The organism is Ideonella margarita (genome assembly GCF_038066635.1).
Taxonomy (GTDB): domain Bacteria; phylum Pseudomonadota; class Gammaproteobacteria; order Burkholderiales; family Burkholderiaceae_C; genus Ideonella; species Ideonella margarita.
The window spans coordinates 1-19,807 of the sequence record NZ_JBBUTI010000020.1 but is presented as its reverse complement, the minus strand read 5'-3'; the positions used below and the strand labels follow the sequence as shown (position 1 = coordinate 19,807).

Annotated in this window: 33 protein-coding genes, 1 tRNA gene and 1 pseudogene; 32 read left to right on the top strand and 3 right to left on the bottom strand. The window is 60.6% G+C overall.

Translation table 11 applies throughout. The features are described 5' to 3' along the window. The 32 genes from AACH00_RS19610 to AACH00_RS19455 all read left to right on the top strand — a co-directional run. Positions 1–123, top strand: a 123-nt coding sequence (locus AACH00_RS19610) for an EF-Tu C-terminal domain-related protein (protein WP_479723912.1), incomplete at its 5' end; no start/stop codon positions are given. A gap of 66 nt (positions 124–189) precedes the next feature. Then, on the top strand, positions 190–501 hold the full coding sequence (gene rpsJ / locus AACH00_RS19605) for a 30S ribosomal protein S10 (RefSeq protein WP_341400871.1): 312 nt from the start codon (positions 190–192) through the stop codon (positions 499–501). A gap of 254 nt (positions 502–755) precedes the next feature. Then, positions 756–1,427: a 50S ribosomal protein L3 gene (rplC, locus tag AACH00_RS19600; RefSeq protein WP_341400870.1), complete on the top strand. Its 672-nt coding sequence runs from the start codon at positions 756–758 to the stop codon at positions 1,425–1,427. Beyond that, a complete protein-coding gene (rplD, locus tag AACH00_RS19595) occupies positions 1,427–2,047 on the top strand; it encodes a 50S ribosomal protein L4 (RefSeq protein ID WP_341400869.1) in 621 nt (206 codons plus the stop codon). The genes rplC and rplD overlap by 1 nt, the downstream gene beginning before the upstream one ends. Next, positions 2,044–2,355 (top strand): 50S ribosomal protein L23, encoded by a 312-nt coding sequence (gene rplW, locus AACH00_RS19590; protein WP_341400868.1) that lies wholly within the window; start codon positions 2,044–2,046, stop codon positions 2,353–2,355. Before rplD ends, rplW begins: the two co-directional genes overlap by 4 nt. A 3-nt stretch (positions 2,356–2,358) precedes the next feature. Beyond that, positions 2,359–3,183 carry a 50S ribosomal protein L2 gene (rplB, locus tag AACH00_RS19585; RefSeq protein WP_341400867.1) on the top strand — a complete coding sequence of 275 codons (825 nt, stop codon included), beginning with the start codon at positions 2,359–2,361 and terminating at the stop codon, positions 3,181–3,183. Between the two features lie 12 nt (positions 3,184–3,195). Beyond that, positions 3,196–3,471, top strand: coding sequence for a 30S ribosomal protein S19 (gene rpsS / locus AACH00_RS19580; protein ID WP_341400866.1), 276 nt, complete (start codon positions 3,196–3,198; stop codon positions 3,469–3,471). Between the two features lie 11 nt (positions 3,472–3,482). After that, complete coding sequence (rplV, locus tag AACH00_RS19575; RefSeq protein ID WP_341400865.1) at positions 3,483–3,812, top strand: 50S ribosomal protein L22; 330 nt, start codon at positions 3,483–3,485, stop codon at positions 3,810–3,812. A gap of 8 nt (positions 3,813–3,820) precedes the next feature. Next, the gene (gene rpsC / locus AACH00_RS19570; protein WP_341400864.1) at positions 3,821–4,663 is read left to right on the top strand and encodes a 30S ribosomal protein S3; all 843 of its coding nucleotides are present in this window, start codon (positions 3,821–3,823) and stop codon (positions 4,661–4,663) included. A gap of 2 nt (positions 4,664–4,665) precedes the next feature. After that, on the top strand, positions 4,666–5,082 hold the full coding sequence (gene rplP, locus AACH00_RS19565) for a 50S ribosomal protein L16 (RefSeq protein WP_341400863.1): 417 nt from the start codon (positions 4,666–4,668) through the stop codon (positions 5,080–5,082). 14 nt (positions 5,083–5,096) lie between these two features. After that, positions 5,097–5,297, top strand: a complete 201-nt coding sequence (rpmC, locus tag AACH00_RS19560) for a 50S ribosomal protein L29 (protein WP_341400862.1) — start codon at positions 5,097–5,099, stop codon at positions 5,295–5,297. Continuing rightward, on the top strand, positions 5,294–5,572 hold the full coding sequence (gene rpsQ / locus AACH00_RS19555; RefSeq protein ID WP_341400861.1) for a 30S ribosomal protein S17: 279 nt from the start codon (positions 5,294–5,296) through the stop codon (positions 5,570–5,572). The genes rpmC and rpsQ overlap by 4 nt, the downstream gene beginning before the upstream one ends. Before the next feature lie 107 nt (positions 5,573–5,679). Then, positions 5,680–6,189: a peroxiredoxin gene (locus AACH00_RS19550; RefSeq protein ID WP_341400860.1), complete on the top strand. Its 510-nt coding sequence runs from the start codon at positions 5,680–5,682 to the stop codon at positions 6,187–6,189. Between the two features lie 289 nt (positions 6,190–6,478). Beyond that, positions 6,479–6,847, top strand: coding sequence for a 50S ribosomal protein L14 (rplN, locus tag AACH00_RS19545; protein ID WP_260788821.1), 369 nt, complete (start codon positions 6,479–6,481; stop codon positions 6,845–6,847). Positions 6,848–6,874: 27 nt separating this feature from the next. Next, a complete protein-coding gene (rplX, locus tag AACH00_RS19540) occupies positions 6,875–7,192 on the top strand; it encodes a 50S ribosomal protein L24 (RefSeq protein ID WP_341400859.1) in 318 nt (105 codons plus the stop codon). 15 nt (positions 7,193–7,207) lie between these two features. Then, positions 7,208–7,774 carry a 50S ribosomal protein L5 gene (gene rplE / locus AACH00_RS19535; protein ID WP_341400858.1) on the top strand — a complete coding sequence of 189 codons (567 nt, stop codon included), beginning with the start codon at positions 7,208–7,210 and terminating at the stop codon, positions 7,772–7,774. Between the two features lie 8 nt (positions 7,775–7,782). Beyond that, the gene (gene rpsN, locus AACH00_RS19530) at positions 7,783–8,088 is read left to right on the top strand and encodes a 30S ribosomal protein S14 (RefSeq protein WP_341400857.1); all 306 of its coding nucleotides are present in this window, start codon (positions 7,783–7,785) and stop codon (positions 8,086–8,088) included. Between the two features lie 24 nt (positions 8,089–8,112). Continuing rightward, positions 8,113–8,508, top strand: coding sequence for a 30S ribosomal protein S8 (gene rpsH / locus AACH00_RS19525; protein WP_341400856.1), 396 nt, complete (start codon positions 8,113–8,115; stop codon positions 8,506–8,508). 18 nt (positions 8,509–8,526) lie between these two features. Continuing rightward, positions 8,527–9,060, top strand: a complete 534-nt coding sequence (gene rplF / locus AACH00_RS19520; RefSeq protein ID WP_341400855.1) for a 50S ribosomal protein L6 — start codon at positions 8,527–8,529, stop codon at positions 9,058–9,060. Positions 9,061–9,071: 11 nt separating this feature from the next. Then, positions 9,072–9,431, top strand: a complete 360-nt coding sequence (rplR, locus tag AACH00_RS19515; RefSeq protein WP_341400854.1) for a 50S ribosomal protein L18 — start codon at positions 9,072–9,074, stop codon at positions 9,429–9,431. A gap of 24 nt (positions 9,432–9,455) precedes the next feature. Next, a complete protein-coding gene (gene rpsE / locus AACH00_RS19510; protein WP_341400853.1) occupies positions 9,456–9,974 on the top strand; it encodes a 30S ribosomal protein S5 in 519 nt (172 codons plus the stop codon). Positions 9,975–9,993: 19 nt separating this feature from the next. Next, a complete protein-coding gene (gene rpmD, locus AACH00_RS19505; RefSeq protein ID WP_341400852.1) occupies positions 9,994–10,179 on the top strand; it encodes a 50S ribosomal protein L30 in 186 nt (61 codons plus the stop codon). A 27-nt stretch (positions 10,180–10,206) separates the two neighbouring features. Continuing rightward, positions 10,207–10,638 (top strand): 50S ribosomal protein L15, encoded by a 432-nt coding sequence (gene rplO / locus AACH00_RS19500; protein ID WP_341400851.1) that lies wholly within the window; start codon positions 10,207–10,209, stop codon positions 10,636–10,638. Between the two features lie 29 nt (positions 10,639–10,667). Further along, on the top strand, positions 10,668–11,978 hold the full coding sequence (gene secY, locus AACH00_RS19495; protein WP_341400850.1) for a preprotein translocase subunit SecY: 1,311 nt from the start codon (positions 10,668–10,670) through the stop codon (positions 11,976–11,978). Between the two features lie 149 nt (positions 11,979–12,127). Then, positions 12,128–12,241 (top strand): 50S ribosomal protein L36, encoded by a 114-nt coding sequence (gene rpmJ / locus AACH00_RS19490; protein ID WP_028997278.1) that lies wholly within the window; start codon positions 12,128–12,130, stop codon positions 12,239–12,241. 34 nt (positions 12,242–12,275) lie between these two features. After that, entirely contained in the window at positions 12,276–12,641 is a 366-nt protein-coding gene (rpsM, locus tag AACH00_RS19485; protein ID WP_341400849.1) for a 30S ribosomal protein S13, read from the top strand. Between the two features lie 30 nt (positions 12,642–12,671). Further along, entirely contained in the window at positions 12,672–13,076 is a 405-nt protein-coding gene (gene rpsK, locus AACH00_RS19480; RefSeq protein ID WP_341400848.1) for a 30S ribosomal protein S11, read from the top strand. Between the two features lie 192 nt (positions 13,077–13,268). Further along, positions 13,269–13,892 carry a 30S ribosomal protein S4 gene (gene rpsD, locus AACH00_RS19475; RefSeq protein ID WP_341400847.1) on the top strand — a complete coding sequence of 208 codons (624 nt, stop codon included), beginning with the start codon at positions 13,269–13,271 and terminating at the stop codon, positions 13,890–13,892. Between the two features lie 146 nt (positions 13,893–14,038). Continuing rightward, on the top strand, positions 14,039–15,028 hold the full coding sequence (locus tag AACH00_RS19470) for a DNA-directed RNA polymerase subunit alpha (protein WP_341400846.1): 990 nt from the start codon (positions 14,039–14,041) through the stop codon (positions 15,026–15,028). A 99-nt stretch (positions 15,029–15,127) separates the two neighbouring features. Beyond that, entirely contained in the window at positions 15,128–15,523 is a 396-nt protein-coding gene (rplQ, locus tag AACH00_RS19465; protein ID WP_341400845.1) for a 50S ribosomal protein L17, read from the top strand. A 121-nt stretch (positions 15,524–15,644) separates the two neighbouring features. Next, entirely contained in the window at positions 15,645–17,543 is a 1,899-nt protein-coding gene (gene dsbD, locus AACH00_RS19460; RefSeq protein WP_341400844.1) for a protein-disulfide reductase DsbD, read from the top strand. 32 nt (positions 17,544–17,575) lie between these two features. Then, positions 17,576–17,652: transfer RNA gene (locus AACH00_RS19455), tRNA-Met, on the top strand. Positions 17,653–18,313: 661 nt separating this feature from the next. Here AACH00_RS19455 and AACH00_RS19905 read toward each other — a convergent pair. The 3 genes and pseudogenes from AACH00_RS19905 to AACH00_RS19445 form a co-directional block, all read right to left on the bottom strand. Beyond that, positions 18,314–18,757 (bottom strand): GIY-YIG nuclease family protein, encoded by a 444-nt coding sequence (locus tag AACH00_RS19905; RefSeq protein WP_423221967.1) that lies wholly within the window; start codon positions 18,755–18,757, stop codon positions 18,314–18,316. Between the two features lie 42 nt (positions 18,758–18,799). After that, positions 18,800–19,249 (bottom strand): hypothetical protein, encoded by a 450-nt coding sequence (locus tag AACH00_RS19450; protein ID WP_341400843.1) that lies wholly within the window; start codon positions 19,247–19,249, stop codon positions 18,800–18,802. 327 nt (positions 19,250–19,576) lie between these two features. Beyond that, positions 19,577–19,807: pseudogene (locus AACH00_RS19445) on the bottom strand (hypothetical protein); the annotation flags it as partial.

Below are 19,807 nucleotides of genomic sequence, written 5' to 3'. Positions count from 1 at the left end.
GACAACGTCAGCATCACCGTGAAGCTGATCGCCCCGATCGCCATGGAAGAAGGCCTGCGCTTCGCCATCCGTGAAGGCGGCCGTACCGTCGGCGCCGGCGTGGTTGCCAAGATCATCGCGTAATTGCATGACTTGCCGGGGCGGCAGAGACAGTCGCCCCGGCTTCATCGCTCTTTTTAAGGAACAGTCATGCAAAAGCAAAAGATCCGCATCCGCCTGAAGGCCTTCGATTACAAGCTGATCGACCAATCGGCTCTGGAAATCGTTGACACCGCCAAGCGCACCGGTGCCATCGTCAAGGGTCCCGTGCCCCTGCCGACCCGCTTCGAGCGTTTCGACATCCTGCGTTCGCCGCACGTCAACAAGACCTCGCGCGACCAGTTCGAAATCCGCACGCACCAGCGTCTGATGGACATCGTCGATCCGACCGACAAGACGGTTGACGCCCTGATGAAGCTGGACCTGCCGGCTGGCGTGGACGTCGAGATCAAGCTGCAGTAAGGCTTGACCGGTAGCGGGCAAACCACTTGCGGGTTTGCCCGTTGCTGTTTATACTCAGCAGCTTTTCCGGCTTAAGGTGGCTTTCGGGCCGCCTTTTGTCGTCTTCGCTGAGGCCTCAGGGCCGGGTTGTCGCTGCGCAAGCAGTGCCAGGCTGGTGTTGTGGCCAAGGCAATTAGTCAGTTCGGCCAATCGTTGTCGAACTTGTGAAACCCAGCCCCTTGAAACTTAGGTGAGATAGGGGCGGAGAAGAAACCATGAGTCTTAGCAATCGCCTCGGATTGCTGGGCCGCAAGGTGGGCATGATGCGTGTGTTCACGGATGAAGGCGATGCCATTCCCGTGACCGTGCTCGATGTGTCCAACAACCGCGTGGCTCAGGTCAAGACCGTTGAGACCGACGGCTATAGCGCCATTCAAGTGGCGTTCGGTACGCGCAAAGCATCGCGCGTCACCAAGCCGGAAGCCGGCCACCTCGCCAAGGCGGGTGTGGAAGCCGGTGAGGTCCTGAAGGAATTCCGTGTGGCGGCCGAAGTGGCTGCCGAATACAAGCCCGGTTCGACCGTGCCCGTGACCCTGTTCGCCCTGGGCGAAAAGGTGGACGTGCAAGGTACCTCGATCGGTAAGGGCTTCACGGGCACCATCAAGCGTCACAACTTCGGATCGCAGCGCGCATCGCACGGTAACAGCCGTTCGCACAACGTGCCTGGCTCGATCTCGATGGCGCAGGATCCGGGCCGCGTGTTCCCGGGCAAGAAGATGTCTGGCCACATGGGCGACGAAACCGTCACCACCCAGAACCTGGACATCATCCGTATCGACGAAGCGCGTCAGCTGCTGCTGGTTCGCGGCGCCGTGCCGGGCTCGAAGAACGGCCACGTGGTCGTGCGACCCGCCGTCAAGGTCAAGGTCAAGAAGGGAGCCAACTGATGCAACTCGAGCTCCTGAATGAACAAGGTCAGGCCACCTCCAAGGTGGACGCCCCTGACACCGTGTTCGCTCGCGACTACAACGAAGCTCTGGTGCACCAGATCGTCGTGGCTTATCAAGCCAACGCACGTCAAGGCACCCGCGCCCAGAAGAATCGTGAAGCCGTTCACCACTCGACCAAGAAGCCTTTCCGCCAGAAGGGTACCGGTCGCGCTCGTGCTGGTATGACGTCGTCGCCGCTGTGGCGCGGGGGTGGTCGCACCTTCCCGAACAGCCCGGACGAGAACTTCTCGCACAAGGTCAACAAGAAGATGTATCGCGCCGGCATGGCTGCGATCCTGTCCCAGCTGGCCCGTGATGGCCGTCTGGCAGTTGTTGATTCGCTGACCGTCGAAGCTCCGAAGACCAAGCTGCTTGCTGCCAAGTTCAAGGCCATGGGCCTGGAATCTGTGCTGGTGATCGCCGACAACGTCGACGACAACCTGGCGCTGGCTTCGCGCAACCTGGCCAACGTGCTGGTGATCGAGCCGCGTTACACCGATCCGCTGTCGCTGGTCTTCTACAAGAAGGTTCTGGTGACCAAGGCCGCGATCGAGCAGCTCAAGGAGATGTTCGCATGAGCGCCAAGTTCAGTGAGGGCCGTCTGGCCCAAGTGCTGCTGGCTCCGGTGGTGTCTGAAAAGGCCACCCAAGTCGCTGAAAAGCACAACCAGGTCCTGTTCAAGGTCCTGCGCGATGCGACCAAGCCCGAAATCAAGGCCGCCGTTGAACTGCTGTTCAAGGTCGAAGTTGAAGCCGTGGCCGTCGTGAACGTCAAGGGCAAGGTCAAGCGCTTTGGCAAGTCCATCGGTCGCCGCGACCACGTCAAGAAGGCGTACGTGTCGCTGAAGGCCGGACAAGAGCTGAACTTCTCCGGGGAGGCCGCGTAAATCATGGCAGTCGTCAAAGTCAAACCAACCTCCGCCGGCCGCCGCGCCGTCGTGAAGGTGGTGCACAAGCACCTGCACAAGGGCGCTCCTGAAGCGTCGCTGCTCGAGCCGCAAAAGCAGAAGTCTGGCCGTAACAACAACGGTCACATCACGATGCGCCATAAGGGCGGTGGTCACAAGCACCACTACCGTATGGTCGACTTCAAGCGCACCAAGGACGGCATCCCGGCAAAGGTCGAACGTATCGAATACGACCCGAACCGCACCGCCCACATTGCGCTGGTCTGCTACGCCGACGGCGAGCGTCGCTATGTGATCGCTCCGCGTGGCCTGGAAGTCGGTGCAACCATCCTGAGCGGCTCGGAAGCGCCGATCAAGGCTGGCAACACCCTGCCAATCCGCAACATCCCGGTGGGTTCGACCATCCATTGCGTTGAAATGCTGCCTGGCAAGGGCGCACAGATCGCCCGTTCGGCTGGCACTTCGGTGACGCTGATGGCGCGTGAAGGCACCTACGCTCAGCTGCGTCTGCGCTCGGGTGAAGTCCGCAAGATCCACATCGATTGCCGCGCCACCATCGGTGAAGTGAGCAACGAAGAGCACAACCTGCGCCAGTACGGCAAGGCCGGTGCGATCCGCTGGAAGGGCATCCGTCCGACCGTTCGCGGTACCGCCATGAACCCGGTTGACCACCCGCACGGTGGCGGTGAAGGCCGCACGGGCGAGGGCCAGGCTCCGGTGTCTCCGTGGAACACGCTGACCAAGGGCTACCGTACTCGCAACAACAAGCGTACGCAGACGTTCATCGTCTCGCGTCGCAAGAAGTAAGGCGCGGACACCATGTCACGTTCACTCAAGAAGGGTCCCTTCGTGGACCACCACCTTCTGGCCAAGGCTGAAAAAGCCGTCGCCGTGAAGGACAAGAAGCCGATCAAGACCTGGTCGCGTCGCTCGACGATCCTGCCTGACTTCATCGGCCTGACCATTGCTGTGCACAACGGCAAGCAGCACGTGCCTGTGTATGTGACCGACCAGATGGTTGGCCACAAGCTCGGCGAGTTCGCACTGACCCGTACGTTCAAGGGTCACCCTGCGGACAAGAAGGCCAAGAAGTAAAGGACACGACGATGGAAACCAAAGCAATCGTTCGTGGCGTCCGTCTTTCCGCTGACAAGGGTCGCCTCGTGGCTGACCTGATCCGCGGCAAGAAGGTCGACCAAGCCTTGAACATCCTGGCATTCACGCAGAAGAAGGCCGCCGGTATCGTCAAGAAGGCGCTGGAAAGCGCCATCGCCAACGCCGAACACAATGACGGCGCTGACATTGACGACCTGAAGATCAAGTCGATCTACGTGGAGCAAGGCACCACGCTGAAGCGTTTCTCGGCCCGTGCAAAGGGTCGTGGCAATCGCATCAGCAAGGGTACTTGCCACATCTACGTGACCGTGGGGAACTAAGGAAGACCATGGGACAAAAAATCCATCCGACCGGCTTCCGCCTGCCCGTCACCCGTGCCTGGGCGTCGCGCTGGTATGCGAACAACAAGAACTTCGCCACGATGCTGGCTGAAGATCTGGACGTTCGCGAGTTTCTGAAGGCGAAGCTGAAGAACGCCGCTGTCTCCCGCATCCTGATCGAGCGTCCTGCAAAGAACGCCCGCATCACGATTTACTCCGCCCGTCCGGGTGTGGTGATCGGCAAGAAGGGTGAAGACATCGAGAACCTGAAGGCCGAACTGACCAAGCGTCTGGGCGTGCCGGTGGCCGTGAACATCGAAGAAGTGCGCAAGCCTGAAGTCGATGCTCAGCTGATCGCCGACTCGATCACCCAGCAGCTGGAAAAGCGCATCATGTTCCGCCGCGCCATGAAGCGCGCGATGCAGAACGCGATGCGTCTGGGCGCCCAAGGCATCAAGATCATGTCTTCGGGTCGTCTGAACGGCATCGAAATCGCTCGTTGCGAGTGGTACCGCGAAGGCCGCGTGCCCCTTCACACCCTGAAGGCTGACATCGACTATGGCTTCTCCGAAGCCAAGACGACGTACGGCGTGATCGGCGTGAAGGTGTGGGTGTACCGTGGTGACCGTCTCGCCAATGGCGATGCTCCGGTGATCAACACCCCGGCTGGCGCAGAAGACGACCGTCGTCCGCGTCGCAACGCACGTCCTGGTGCTCCGGCTGGCCGCGGCCGTCCGGCAGGTGGTGACCGTGCTGCCCGTCCGGCTGGCGACAAGCCTGCTGACGCTGGCGCGCCGGCTGCCAAGCGCGTCCGCAAGGTCGTCGCTGCTGGCGAAGGCAAAGGAGAATAAGCATGCTGCAACCAGCACGTCGCAAGTACCGCAAGGAACAGAAGGGCCGTAACACTGGCGTCGCCACTCGTGGCGCTGCCGTGTCGTTCGGTGATTTCGGTCTGAAGGCCACTGAGCGTGGTCGTCTGACTGCTCGCCAGATCGAAGCAGCTCGTCGTGCCATCTCGCGCCATATCAAGCGCGGTGGCCGCATCTTCATCCGTATCTTCCCGGACAAGCCGATCTCGCAAAAGCCGGCTGAAGTCCGTATGGGTAACGGTAAGGGCAACCCGGAGTACTACGTGGCTGAAATTCAGCCGGGCAAGGTGCTCTACGAAATCAATGGCGTTCCCGAAGCGCTGGCTCGTGAAGCGTTCACGCTGGCCGCTGCAAAGCTGCCGTTGCGTTGCACCTTCGTGGCCCGCCAGATCGGCGCCTGAGGAAGGAAAGCATCATGAAAGCAACTGAACTGCGAGCCAAGGATGTGGCTGCGCTCGAAAAGGAAGTCACTGACCTCCTGCGTGCGCACTTCAACCTGCGCATGCAAAAGGGCACCCAACAGCTGACGAACCACACTCAGCTGGGCAATGTCCGCCGCGACATCGCTCGCGCCAAGACCATCCTGGCCGAGAAGAAGAAGGGGGCCGCGCAATGACGCAAGCTCAAGAAGCCAAGACCACCAACACCCGGACTCTGGTTGGCCGCGTGGTCAGCGACAAGCGTTCCAAGACCGTGACGGTCCTGGTCGAGCGTCGCGTCAAGCACGAGCTGTACGGCAAGATCGTGGCGCGTTCGCGCAAGTACCACGCTCACGACGAAAACGGTGACTACCACATGGGTGACACCGTCGAAATCGCCGAGACCCGTCCGCTGTCGAAGACCAAGAACTGGGTTGTGACCCGTCTGGTCGAGAAGGCTCGCCTGGTCTGATCTCGCGCTGATCCTTGCAGGGTGAACAACCCTGTGATCGGCCTGGAGCCGGAACGCTGGAATACTGGCGCTCCGGCTTTTTTCGTTTTCAACCCACCAACATCATCATGATCAAGATTGGCGACAAGCTGCCCGCAGGTAGCCTCCACGAATTCATCGAAGTCGAGGGCGAGGGCTGCAGCCTCGGCCCGAACGCCTTCGACATCGCAACCGTGACCGCGGGCAAGAAGATCGCCATCTTCGCGTTGCCTGGCGCCTTCACGCCGACCTGCTCGGCCCAGCATGTGCCGGGTTACGTGGCTCACGCCGAGGAGTTCAAGGCTGCCGGCGTTGACGAGATCTGGTGCGTGTCGGTGAACGACGCGTTCGTCATGGGTGCCTGGGGTCGGGAGCAGCAAACGGCCGGCAAGGTCCGCATGATGGCCGACGGCTCGGCTGATTTCACCAAGGCCACCGGTCTGACGCTCGACCTGGTCGCGCGCGGCATGGGTCTGCGCTCGCAGCGTTATTCGATGCTGGTGGTGGACGGCGTCGTTCGCACGCTCAACATCGAAGCGCCTGGCAAGTTCGAGGTCAGCGACGCAGCCACGCTGCTGGCCCAAGCCAAGGCGGCTTGAGCAGCTGCTGAAAAAGTTAGCAGTGGGTTGTTGACATGAATGCGGCAACTCCTGCATAATCGAAAGCTTCGCTGGACAGCGGTGCGTTTGCATTTGCCAAGAGTGTGTTTTCAGGCCTCAAAACCTGTTCTCGCGCCAACTTGGTGATACCTGAGCGCGGCGTTGTCCGGTTTCAGCCCAATCGGCTGGTTGCCTGCAAAGGTATTCCGGCAAGACGGGCCCAATACTGACCGTTGTACGCAGCACCAAGGGGGTGCAAGCGCGGCGGGAGCAAGTTGGGGACACAGACATGATCCAAATGCAATCGCGGCTTGACGTCGCGGACAACACTGGCGCGAAATCCGTCATGTGCATCAAGGTGCTGGGCGGCTCCAAGCGTCGCTATGCCGGTATCGGCGACATCATCAAGGTGAGCATCAAGGAAGCAGCCCCCCGTGGTCGCGTGAAGAAGGGCGAGGTCTACAGTGCCGTCGTCGTTCGCACCGCCAAGGGTGTGCGCCGCCAAGACGGCTCGCTCGTCAAGTTTGACGGCAACGCCGCCGTTCTGCTCAATGCCAAGCTGGAGCCGATCGGCACCCGCATCTTCGGCCCGGTGACGCGTGAACTGCGTTCCGAGCGTTTCATGAAGATCGTGTCGCTGGCGCCTGAGGTGCTCTGAGCGCCGCCACGATATAAAGGAAACGCGATGAACAAGATTCGCAAAGGCGACCAAGTCGTGGTCCTGACGGGCCGTGACAAGGGTAAGCGCGGCACGGTGACCCTGCGCGTTGACGAAGACCATGTCGTCGTCGATGGCGTGAACATGGTCAAGAAGCACGTCAAGCCGAACCCGATGAAGGGCACCACCGGTGGCGTGATCGACAAGACGATGCCGATTCACCAATCCAATATTGCCATCTGGAACGCAGCCGCCGGCAAGGGCGATCGCGTGGGCATCAAGACCCTGGCCGATGGCAAGAAGGTCCGCGTGTTCAAGTCCAGCGGTGAAGAGATCAAGGCTTAAGGCGGGGTATCCAGCATGAGTCAACAAGAAAAAGCCGCAGTCGTCGCACGACTGCAGGCGTACTACCAAGAAAAGGTAGTCCCCGACCTGGTTGCCAAGTTTGGCTACAAGTCGGTCATGGAAGTGCCGCGTCTGACCAAGATCACCCTGAACATGGGTGTGAGCGAAGCCGTTGCTGACAAGAAGGTCATGGATCACGCCGTTGGCGACCTGACCAAGATCGCAGGCCAGAAGCCCGTGGTTACCAAGTCGAAGAAGGCTATCGCGGGTTTCAAGATCCGTGACGGCGTGCCTATCGGCTGCATGGTGACCCTGCGTGGCGCCCGCATGTTCGAATTCCTGGATCGTTTCGTCACCGTGGCTCTGCCCCGCGTGCGTGACTTCCGCGGTATCTCGGGCCGTTCGTTCGATGGTCGTGGCAACTACAACATCGGCGTCAAGGAACAGATCATTTTCCCGGAAATCGAGTACGACAAGATCGACGCGATCCGTGGCATGAACATTTCCTTCACGACCACCGCGAAGACCGACGACGAGTGCAAGGCGCTGCTCGCTGCGTTCCGCTTCCCGTTCAAGAACTGAGGTGACCTGTGGCAAAACTTTCCCTCATTCAGCGCGAAGAAAAGCGCGAGAAGCTGGTCGCCAAGTACGCTCGCAAGTACGCTGAGCTGAAGGCCATCATCGACAACTCGAAGAAGTCCGAAGAAGAGCGCTACGCCGCTCGTCTCGAACTCCAGAAGCTGCCCCGCAACGCCAATCCGACCCGTCTGCGCAATCGTTGCGAACTGACTGGTCGTCCGCGTGGCACGTTCCGCAAGTTTGGTCTGGCACGCAGCAAGATCCGTGATCTCGCTTTCAAGGGTGACATCCCTGGCGTGATCAAGGCCAGCTGGTAATTTAGGCGAACAGGAGAAAACACCATGAGCATGAGTGATCCTATCGCCGACATGCTGACCCGCATCCGCAATGCGCAGGCAGTTGAGAAGTCATCGGTGACGATGCCCGCTTCGAAGCTGAAAGTGGCCATTGCACAGGTGCTGAAGGACGAGGGCTATATCGATGCCTTCGCCATCAAGGGTGACAGCGGCAAGAACGAACTCGAAATTTCGTTGAAGTACTACGCCGGCCGTCCGGTCATCGAGCGCATCGAGCGCGTGAGCCGTCCTGGCCTGCGCATCTATCGCGGCCGTGACGCCATTCCTCAGGTCATGAACGGCCTGGGCGTTGCCATCGTCACCACCCCCAAGGGTGTGATGACCGATCGCAAGGCGCGCGCAGCCGGTGTCGGCGGCGAAGTGCTTTGCTACGTCGCATAACGGGAAGGAGCTGAGCATATGTCCCGCGTTGGTAAAATGCCCGTCGCCGTCCCGCAAGGTGTGGACGTCAAGATCGCGGCTGATCAAATCACCATCAAGGGCGCCAATGGCACCCTGGTGCGTGGCGCGAACGCCCTGGTCACCATCAAGAACGAAGGTGGCTTCCTGCAAGTTGCTCCGGCCAATGATTCGGCTGAAGCAAATGCAATGAGCGGCACCATGCGTGCGCTGTTGAACAACATGGTCAACGGCGTCAGCAAGGGCTTCGAGAAGAAGCTGACCCTGGTTGGCGTGGGCTTCCGTGCCCAGGCTCAAGGTCAGAAGCTGAACCTGCAAATCGGTTTCTCGCATCCGGTCGTCAAGGAAATGCCTGCTGGCATCTCTGTGGCTACCGCCACCCCGACCGAAATTTTGATCAAGGGTGCCGACCGTCAAGTGGTTGGTCAACTCGCCGCAGAAGTCCGCGCGATCCGTCCGCCTGAGCCCTACAAGGGCAAGGGCATCCGGTACGCTGACGAGCGCGTGGTCATCAAAGAGACCAAGAAGAAGTAAGGAGCGACACCATGCTGAACAAGAAAGAACAGCGTCTGCGTCGTTCGCGCCAAACGCGCGAGCGCATCGCCAAGCAAGGCGTCGCTCGTCTGACGGTCTTCCGCTCGAACACGCACATCTACGCCTCCGTCATCTCCGACGACGGCACCAAGGTGCTGGCAGCTTCGTCCACCGCCGAGAAGGCAGTGCTCGAACAGCTGTCGGGCAACGGTGGCAACACCGCTGCAGCCGCCCTGGTTGGCAAGCTGGTCGCCGAAAAGGCGAAGGCAGCTGGCGTCGAGAAGGTGGCTTTCGACCGTGCAGGTTTTGCGTACCACGGCCGCGTCAAGGCGCTGGCTGAGGCTGCTCGCGAAGCCGGCCTTCAGTTCTGATCGTCGCGCCAAAGGAATACAGAAATGGCAAAGTTTCAACCTCGCGCTCAGGCCGAAGGCAATGACGACGGTCTGAAGGAAAAGATGATCGCGGTCAACCGCGTTACGAAGGTGGTCAAGGGTGGTCGCACCCTCAGCTTCGCAGCGCTGACCGTGGTTGGTGACGGCGATGGCCGTGTTGGTATGGGCAAGGGCAAGGCCAAGGAAGTGCCGGTTTCGGTGCAGAAGGCCATGGAGTCCGCTCGTCGCAACATGATCAAGGTCAATCTGCGCAACGGCACCATTCACCACCAGGTGATCGGTGAGCACGGCGCGGCCCGCGTTCTGATGATGCCGGCTCCGGCTGGTACCGGCATCATTGCCGGCGGCCCGATGCGCGCTGTCCTCGAAGTGCTGGGTGTGACCGACATCGTCGCCAAGAGCCACGGTACCTCGAACGCCTACAACATGGTGCGCGCCACTCTGGACGCACTGAAGCGCTCGACCACGCCGGCGGAAGTTGCTGCCAAGCGCGGCAAGTCTGTTGAAGAAATCTTCAACTGAGCCGAGCAGGAGAACCTCAATGACTGAAGCCAAGAAGACCGTCAAGGTCAAGCTGGTCAAGAGCCCGATCGGCTGCAAGCAGTCGCACCGTGACACGGTGCGTGGCTTGGGCCTGCGTCGCCTCAACAGCGAATCCGTGCTGGAAGACACCCCTTCGGTGCGCGGCATGATCAACAAGATTTCCTACCTGGTTCAGGTGCTGTAAGCGCCCGGACGACAAAGGAAAAGCAACATGCAACTCAATACCATCAAGCCGGCCTCCGGTGCCAAGCATGCCAAGCGCCGTGTCGGCCGCGGCATCGGCTCGGGTCTGGGCAAGACGGCCGGTCGCGGTCACAAGGGCCAAAAGTCCCGTGCCGGCGGCTACCACAAGGTTGGCTTCGAAGGCGGTCAAATGCCGCTGCAGCGTCGTCTGCCGAAGCGCGGTTTCAAGTCGGCTCTGCTGAAGTACAACGGTGAGGTCACCCTGGGTGAACTGCAAGCGTTGGAAATGGTGGAAGTCAGCTTGGCAGCGCTGAAGGCTGCTGGCCTGGTCGCCCGTAACGTGAAGAACGTGAAGGTGATCAAGTCGGGCGAGCTGAGCAAGAAGGTGGCCCTGGTTGGTATCGGCGCTACCGCCGGTGCCAAGGCTGCCATCGAAGCCGCTGGCGGTTCGCTGGCCTGAGACTGAACTCGTCAAGGACACCCACGCTCGTGGCAACCTCCCCGAATCAGCTGGCCAAGACTGGCAAGTTTGGCGACCTCCGTCGTCGACTGGTCTTTCTGTTGCTGGCGCTCGTGGTCTACCGCATCGGTGCACACATTCCGGTGCCGGGCATCAATCCGCAGCAGCTGCAGGCCTTGTTCCAAGGTCAGCAGGGCGGCATCCTGAACCTGTTCAACATGTTCTCGGGTGGCGCGCTGTCGCGGTTCACGGTGTTCGCACTGGGGATCATGCCGTACATCTCGGCATCGATCATCATGCAGTTGATGGGGTATGTGGTGCCCAGTCTCGAAGCCTTGAAAAAGGAAGGCGAGTCTGGACGTCGCAAGATCACCCAGTACACCCGTTACGGCACGCTTCTGCTGGCCCTTTTCCAGTCCCTCGGCATTGCCATGGCGCTGGAAGGTTCGCAAGGCCTCGTGTTGTCGCCTGGTGTTGGCTTCCGCGTCACTGCGGTCGTCAGCCTGGTGGCCGGCACGATGTTCCTGATGTGGTTGGGTGAGCAGATCACCGAGCGTGGCTTGGGCAATGGCATCTCGATCCTGATCTTCGGCGGCATTGCGGCAGGTTTGCCCAACGCCATCGGCGGTCTGTTTGAGCTGGTCCGCACTGGTGCGATGAGCATCATTGCCTGCCTGTTCATCATCGCGATCGTGATCGCCGTGACGTTTGCTGTGGTGTTCGTTGAGCGCGGTCAACGGAAAATCCTCGTCAACTACGCGAAGCGTCAGGTGGGCAACAAGGTGTACGGCGGTCAATCGTCGCACCTGCCTCTGAAGCTGAACATGTCTGGCGTGATCCCGCCGATCTTTGCCTCGTCGATCATTCTGCTGCCGGCAACGGTGGTGGGTTGGTTCGCCACGGGTGAAGGCATGCGCTGGCTGAAGGACATCTCTGGGGCGCTGTCTCCAGGGCAGCCGATCTACGTGATGCTTTATGCTGCGATGATCGTGTTCTTCTGCTTCTTCTACACCGCCCTGGTTTTCAACAGCCGGGAAACTGCGGACAACCTGAAGAAGAGCGGTGCATTCATTCCCGGGATTCGTCCTGGTGAACAGACGGCCAAGCACATCGACAAGATCCTGTCGCGGTTGACGCTGGCTGGTGCGATCTACATCACGCTGGTCTGCCTGCTGCCGGAATTCCTGGTTCTGAAGTACAACGTTCCCTTCTACTTCGGTGGCACTTCGCTGCTGATCATCGTGGTGGTGACGATGGACTTCTGGGCCCAGGTCCAGTCGTATGTGATGAGTCAGCAGTATGAATCGCTGCTGAAAAAGGCGAATTTCAAGGCAAGTTGAGCTGTTGCAAGCTCAGCCTGAGTTGGACGAGGGTGGTGCGAGGTGGCCTGCTGATGCTAAGTGGCCATCACGCATCAACCGAAAAATTTGAGTCGCGCTCGCAACGTGTTCGGGCGAGTTGAGCGTAAGAGAAGGTTTAGGAGAAGATCATGAAAGTCGCAGCATCTGTGAAGAAGATGTGCCGCAATTGCAAGATCATCCGCCGCAACGGCGTGGTTCGCGTGATCTGCACCGACCCGCGCCACAAGCAGCGTCAGGGTTGAGCGCGAGCGCTGACAGCGAATCGAAGGAAGCATAATGGCACGTATTGCTGGTATCAACATTCCGCCGCAAAAGCACGCGGAAATTGGCCTGACCTACATCTACGGCATCGGCCGTACGACGGCGCAGAAGATCTGCGAAACGGTCGGTATTCCCCTGTCCAAGAAGATCAAGGATCTGACGGACGGCGACCTGGAGAAGATCCGGGAAGAAGTGGGCAAGCTGACCATCGAGGGCGACCTGCGTCGCGAAACCTCGATGAACATCAAGCGCCTGATGGACCTGGGCTGCTATCGCGGTTTCCGCCATCGTCGCGGTCTGCCGATGCGTGGTCAGCGCACCCGTACCAATGCACGTACCCGCAAGGGTCCGCGCAAGGGTGCAGCAGCGCTGAAGAAGTAAGCTCGCACCGCAACCTGAAGAGACCAAGTCATGGCCAAGTCACCTGCCAACTCCGCCTCGCGCCGTGTGAGCAAGAAGGTCCGCAAGAACATTGCGGACGGTATCGCTCACGTGCACGCGTCGTTCAACAACACCATCATCACCATCACCGATCGTCAGGGCGGCGCGCTGTCCTGGGCTTCGTCGGGTGGTCAAGGTTTCAAGGGCTCACGCAAGTCCACGCCTTTCGCAGCCCAGGTGGCCGCTGAAGTCGCTGGCCGCGCAGCTCAAGAACAAGGTATCAAGAACCTCGACGTGCGGATCAAGGGCCCAGGCCCTGGCCGTGAGTCGTCGGTTCGTGCGCTGGCATCGCTGGGTATCCGGATCAATTCGATCTCGGACATCACCCCGATCCCGCACAACGGCTGCCGCCCGCAAAAGCGTCGTCGTATCTGATTGGGCGGGGCGCTTGCCGCCCTGCTACAATTGAGAGTTACCCAGACAGCCAGCTGTGATGAATCACCGCTGGCCGTTTTGACTCCAAGCCCACCGTCTGAGCGCCAGAACAACACTCGCCAGACTCGCGCATCTTCAATTGCTCGAAAGCGCAGGAGTTGGTGCGTCAGATGACAGATCAAAGGAAACAACGTGGCACGTTATCTCGGCCCCAAGGCCAAACTTTCCCGCCGTGAAGGCACCGACCTGTTCCTGAAGAGCGCACGCCGCGCCATCAGCGACAAGTGCAAGTTCGAATCGAAGCCCGGCCAGCACGGCCGCACTTCGGGTTCGCGCACGTCGGACTTCGGCCTGCAACTGCGTGAAAAGCAGAAGGTCAAGCGCATGTACGGCGTCCTCGAGCGTCAGTTCCGCCGCTACTTCGCTGAAGCCGACCGCCGCAAGGGCAGCACCGGTGCCAATCTGCTGGTTCTGCTGGAATCGCGCCTGGATAACGTGGTTTACCGCATGGGCTTCGGCTCGACCCGCGCTGAAGCACGTCAGCTGGTCTCGCACAAGGCGCTGACCGTGAACGGTATCGTCGTGAACATTCCGTCGTACCAGGTTCAGGCTGGTGACGTGGTCGCCATCCGTGAAAAGGCCAAGAAGCAGCTGCGCGTGGCTGACTCGCTGAAGCTGGCTGAGTCGATCGGTCTGCCGGCTTGGGTGTCGGTTGACGCCACCAAGCTCGAAGGCACCTTCAAGAAGGCTCCGGACCGTGATGAGTTCGGCGCTGAAATCAACGAATCGCTGATCGTTGAGTTGTATTCGCGTTGATGAGATTGTCGAAGCCCCGCAGTGCGCGGCTTCGATGTCACCCCGCTGCGGCATGCCGGTTCCGTGGCGGGTTTTTTCGCTTCCGGCGTGGTCCGTCAGCCTTATCGGTGTAACGAGCCGAGGGTATTGAGAGGAACAGGACTTAAATGCAAACCAATCTGCTGAAACCCAAAGCCATCGTTGCTGAGCCGCTCGGCGGCCATCGTGCCAAGGTCACTCTCGAGCCTTTTGAGCGCGGTTACGGTCATACGCTCGGCAACGCGCTGCGTCGCGTTCTGCTGTCGTCGATGGTGGGTTATGCACCGACCGAAGTCACCATCGCTGGCGTGCTCCACGAGTACTCGGCCATCGACGGCGTGGCTGAAGACGTCGTGCACATCATGCTGAACCTGAAGGGCGTGGTCTTCCGCCTGCACAACCGTGACGAAGTCACGCTGGTGCTGCGCAAGGAAGGCGAGGGCCCTGTCACCGCTGCCGATATCCAGACCCCGCACGACGTCGAAGTCGTGAACCCTGATCACGTCATCGCCCACCTGGCCCAAGGCGGCAAGCTGGACATGCAGATCAAGGTCGAAAAGGGCCGTGGTTATGTGCCGGGCACGATGCGCCGCTACGCTGACGAGCCGACCAAGTCGATCGGCCGTATCGTTCTGGACGCTTCGTTCTCGCCGGTCAAGCGCGTGAGCTACGCCGTCGAAAACGCCCGCGTCGAGCAGCGTACCGACCTGGACAAGCTGGTCATGGAAATCGAAACCAACGGCGCCATCTCGCCTGAGGAAGCGATCCGTGCATCGGCCAAGATCCTGGTGGAGCAGCTGGCTGTCTTCGCTCAACTGGATGCTGGCGACATCGCCACCTTCGGTGAGCCGGCAGCCAAGAGCTCGGCCGTGTTTGATCCGATCCTGCTGCGTCCTGTGGATGAGCTCGAGCTGACGGTTCGTTCTGCGAACTGCCTGAAGGCCGAGAACATCTACTACATCGGTGATCTGATCCAGCGCACCGAAACCGAGCTGCTGAAGACCCCGAATCTGGGTCGCAAGTCGCTGAACGAAATCAAGGAAGTCCTCGCCTCGCGTGGCCTGACCTTGGGCGCCCGTCTCGAAAACTGGCCGCCGCAAGGCCTGGACAAGCGCTGAGCTTGAACTGTTGAAAAGGCGGGCGGCACAGCGCCGTCCGCAACGTGCAAGCCCCGGTACCTGATCCGGCCGGGGTTCTATAAAGAAAGGAAAAGCACCATGCGTCACCGTAACGGTCTCCGTAAACTCAATCGCACCAGCGAACACCGTGCAGCCATGCTGCGCAACATGTCGGTTTCGCTGCTGAAGCACGAAGCCATCAAGACCACGGTCCCCAAGGCCAAGGAACTGCGCCGCGTTGTTGAGCCCCTCATCACGCTGGCCAAGACCCCGACCCTGGCCAACCGTCGTCTGGCATTCGCTCGCCTGCGCGACCGCGATGTGGTCACCAAGCTGTTCAACGAACTGGGCCCGCGTTACAACGCTCGTCCGGGCGGCTACACCCGTATCCTGAAGATGGGCTTCCGTGTTGGCGACAATGCGCCGATGGCCTTCGTCGAACTGGTGGACCGTCCTGACACCCAGGCTGCTGCTGAAGAAGGCGCAGCCGAGTAATCGCTGCCGGGCCTCGGCCCTCGCCTGCAAGGCACACCCTGAAAGGGCCGGTCAACACCGGCCCTTTTTTGTTTTTGGCTCTGCGCCGGAACTGCGCGAGCCGCAACGCGTCCCAGAGAACATGTTGCTGTCACACAAATCTCACCTGCGTTCGTTGCTCGCCATCGCGTTGATGGCCTTCAGCGCGCTGTTCAGTACCTTCGGCGTCGCTGCGGCTGATTTCCTCGAGCCGGAGCAGGCGTTCAAGCTGTCGGGTGTGCCCGAGGGTGACAAGGCCGTGCGTCTGCGCTTCGACATCGCGCCGGGCTACTACCTGTACCGTGACAAGTTCCAGTTTGCCGCTGTGGCAGGTACCTTGGGTGAACCAGCCTTGCCCAAGGGCAAGGTGAAGTTCGACGCCAACTTCCAGAAAGAAGTGGAGACCTACCGGGACTCGCTGGAGGTGGTGCTGCCTGTCACGCAGGCCGGAGCCAAGATCGACCTGGACGTCACGCTGCAAGGCTGCGCGGACGCCGGCCTCTGCTACCCACCGCTGTCGCGAACGCTGGTGGTGTCCCTCGCAGGCTATGGCGGAAACCAGACGGTGGCGCCAAAGGCCGAAGGCGGCGAGAACGCGGCAGATCAGTCCTCTACTTCGTCTGTGGCGCCTGGCGGCATCCCCGGCGTACTCGCCGGTGCCACGGGAGCGCAAAACGATGCTAACGGCGCCACGGGCTCAGGCTCGCTGAGTGATGTGGAGCGCGTCTTGCGCTCAGGCTCGTGGTGGACCACGGTCGGCGCTTTCTGGGTCATGGGCCTGCTACTGGCGTTCACGCCCTGCGTGCTGCCGATGTTGCCCATCCTCTCGTCCATCATTGCGGGCGGTGGCCAAGTGAGCCGCAAGCGCGGTTTTGCAATGGCGTTTGCCTATTCGCTGGGCATGTCGTTGGTGTACACCGCGCTCGGCGTGGCTGCGGGCCTGGCCGGTGAGGGCCTGGCTGCCGCGCTGCAGAAGCCCGGTGTGCTGGCCGCATTCGGCCTGCTGCTCGTGCTGCTCTCGCTGTCCATGTTCGACGTCTACGAGCTTCGCCTGCCCAGTGCCCTGGCGACACGCCTCGATGGTGCCTCGCGACGCCTGCCCGGCGGGCAATGGCTGGGTGTGTTCCTGATGGGTGGCCTTTCCGCCTTGATCGTGAGCCCATGCGTGACCGGCCCGCTGGCCGGCGCGCTGGTGTTCCTGAGCCAGACGCGAGACGTCACCCTGGCGGGCAGCGCATTGTTTGCGCTCGCCTGGGGCATGAGCGTGCCGCTGCTGCTGCTCGGCGCCTCCGCAGGCACATTGCTGCCACGCAGCGGTGCCTGGATGCATGCCGTGAAGCGGTTCTTTGGCTTGCTCTTGCTGGCCGTGGCTTTGTGGATCGTCCAGCCGATTCTGCCGAGCGCCTTGGTGCTGATGGGGTGGTCGGCCCTGCTGCTGGTGGTGGCGTTCATGCTGCGGCCCTTCGACGCGCACCCGCACAGCAGCACGCCCCGTTTGTGGCTGCAGCGGGCTGCGGGCGTGGCTGCCTTGACGATGGGCGTACTCCAGCTGGTGGGTGTTGCCTCCGGCGCCACCGACCCGTTGCAGCCGCTGCATCGCCTCGCACGCGCCGGTGTCGAAAGCGCCGCTGCCCACAATGCCGGTTTGAAGTTCCAGCCGGTTCGCAGCGTCGCTGAGCTCGATCAGGCGATTGCGGCCTCAGGTGGCAAGCCGGTCATGCTCGACTTCTATGCCGACTGGTGCGTGTCATGCAAGGAAATGGAACGGTTCACCTTCAGCGAGCCGGCCATCCAGGCGCGTTTGGCCTCGACGCTGCTGCTCAAGGCAGACGTCACCGCCAACACCGATGATGACAAAGCGCTGCTGAAACGCTTCCAGCTCTTCGGCCCGCCCGGTACGATCTTCTTCAATGCCACCGGCGAGGAAGTTCGCTCGGCACGCCTCGTTGGCTACCAGTCGCCGGAAGACTTTTCAGAAACTTTGAAGAAAGCTGGACTCTGACGGCAAAACCGTGCCATAATTGATTCTTCAGTCGCGGGGTGGAGCAGTCTGGTAGCTCGTTGGGCTCATAACCCAAAGGTCGCAGGTTCAAATCCTGCCCCCGCAACCAAAGAAAAATGAGTGCTGTCAAGCACTTAGCAAAGCCCGCATCAAGCGGGCTTTGTGCTTTCTGGCAGGCTGTGTCGAGGTTTGTGGCGACCCCTGTGTCGTCACACTGAGAACTTCGCTCGCAACGGACCTTTGGGCTCTGTGGCAATTTACTTGGGTTGGTCTTGTTGATGATCGCCTCCGATTGACCCGCGTGGCTCGCGTCCGGTTGACCCATCGTTTGGTATCCGTTATCCCATAGAGGAACTACCATTCCGCTGGGTCAACTTGAACCGACAACGAAGCTGCAAATTGGATGCGTCCAACGCGATCGTCAACAGGAAGTTCATGTGCAGCCGACGATCGACGCCAATCGCTGCGTAGCTGCCCGCCGGCTCTTGCCTAGCGGCTTCAGACTGATCTGAGACGTTCGCGATCGGCGCTTGAGCGGCGGCTTTGGCCTAAAGCAGTCTTGCGCAGCTTGACCTCTCCGATGACCGCTCCGGACCTCTGACCGGGCACCTACGCGACGCAGCGGCTTCTGCCGCAGCCGAGCGACCGCTTTGATCGGCCGCGAACTGGCACTACCGACCCTCAGCAGCCATTCGATCGTCGGTTTGAGCGACTTCGGAGCAGACGTTGGCTGGCCATCAATGACTTGATCGTCGCGCCTTGCCTGCGGATCACAGCATCCCTCTTAGTGGATGCCCGGGCGGATAAGGAGAGTCGTCTTCGTCTTGCTCATGGGGCGGAGCCAAAGCCTCTCGAGGACTTTGCCTTCTGGGCGGTGCACTGCGCCCAGAAAAGTATGGCGCGAGCGCATGACCTGGAACGAGGTGTGACTCATCGCAGCCGAATCCGGCAGCTGATTCGATCGCATCTCGCGCAGTCTCGATTGGACAGCTGAACCACTCTTTGCCAACGTGAAATTGGGCAAGGTTTTTATGGGCAACTCGCTCGATTACCCGACCGTCTTCAACTTCAAGCGCAAAGACCACTGCGTACGGCAGTGGCAATCCAGTGGCACCGAGCTCCGAAGCGCGCTGTTCGGGAGTTCTATCCGTGAACCCAACTTTCAAGAGCCCGGGAGCGGCCTCATTGGTGATGATGTAAACCCAGCTTGGCATAGAAGACCGTTCAGACGGCTGATCGAATCGTGCACGCAAGCGCTACTGCCAATGCACCTCTCGCGTGAGGACTTGGGCTCGCGTGTACCCTAAGACGACATGCACAGCGTGAACATACTGAAGTTGGGTCTTGAAAGCATGTAGTTTCTGAAGATCGTAATCGACGAGGTCGGCCCGTGCGGCTGCCTTCTTCATCTCGATGACAAGAAGATTGTGAGCATTCGAGCCTCGAACGTGAACTGCGATATCTGGGAAAACGGTGACTGCGTCAAGGTCCTCATCAGAGACGCGTATTTGCCGCTCCGACAATTGCAAGCGCTTCACATCAAAGCCGTCGCGGTTGTATTCGCAATCGACGCTGTACTGCGGGAACTCACCCTCAAGATGAACGGCCAGCCGATGCGTCAACGACCGCTCGCTGCAGTTTGCGTCGAGGAGGTACTGGTCGATTTCGATCAGCCGGTCCAACGCGCGGTTGAGGGCGGCGTGCACTTCGTCTCTAGAGGGTTGCATTCCGCGGCGGCGAACTGAGGCGCCTATCCTCCGTTGGGTGGTACGTCGCTGACATCGTCCATTTGAGCATGCGACGGGCTGTCCATGACACGGCAAATCAGCCCGGGAGCGGTCGTCGGCCTGCGACGGCTCCCGGCCAATCGCGGTCACTCGATCATGGCATGCCGAACGGCCGCAACCGACCCAGTTCCGCCGGCAGCACATGCTGTTAGGCAGCCCGGGAGCGATCAGCAGCGCACGAACATTGACGACGGTTTATCAGCAAGCTCGGCGGACGCCCCTGAGATGCGCTCTGTCGCATTGAGCCTATGCATCCACGTCGTCGTCCTCATCTTCCTTCCAGTAGACATAGTTGAACAGGGCATCGAGCTCCGAGAAGTTGGCCAAACCCAGCTCTCGTCGTACATGCAGTGCTTCCTTGAAGCGCCCCGGGTTTTCAGGAGGCTCCAACTCTTGAGAAGATGGAGCCATGAACAAGTCGAACAAGTTCTCACCTGAGGTCCGCGAGCGCGCTGTGCGCTTGGTGCAGGAGCATCG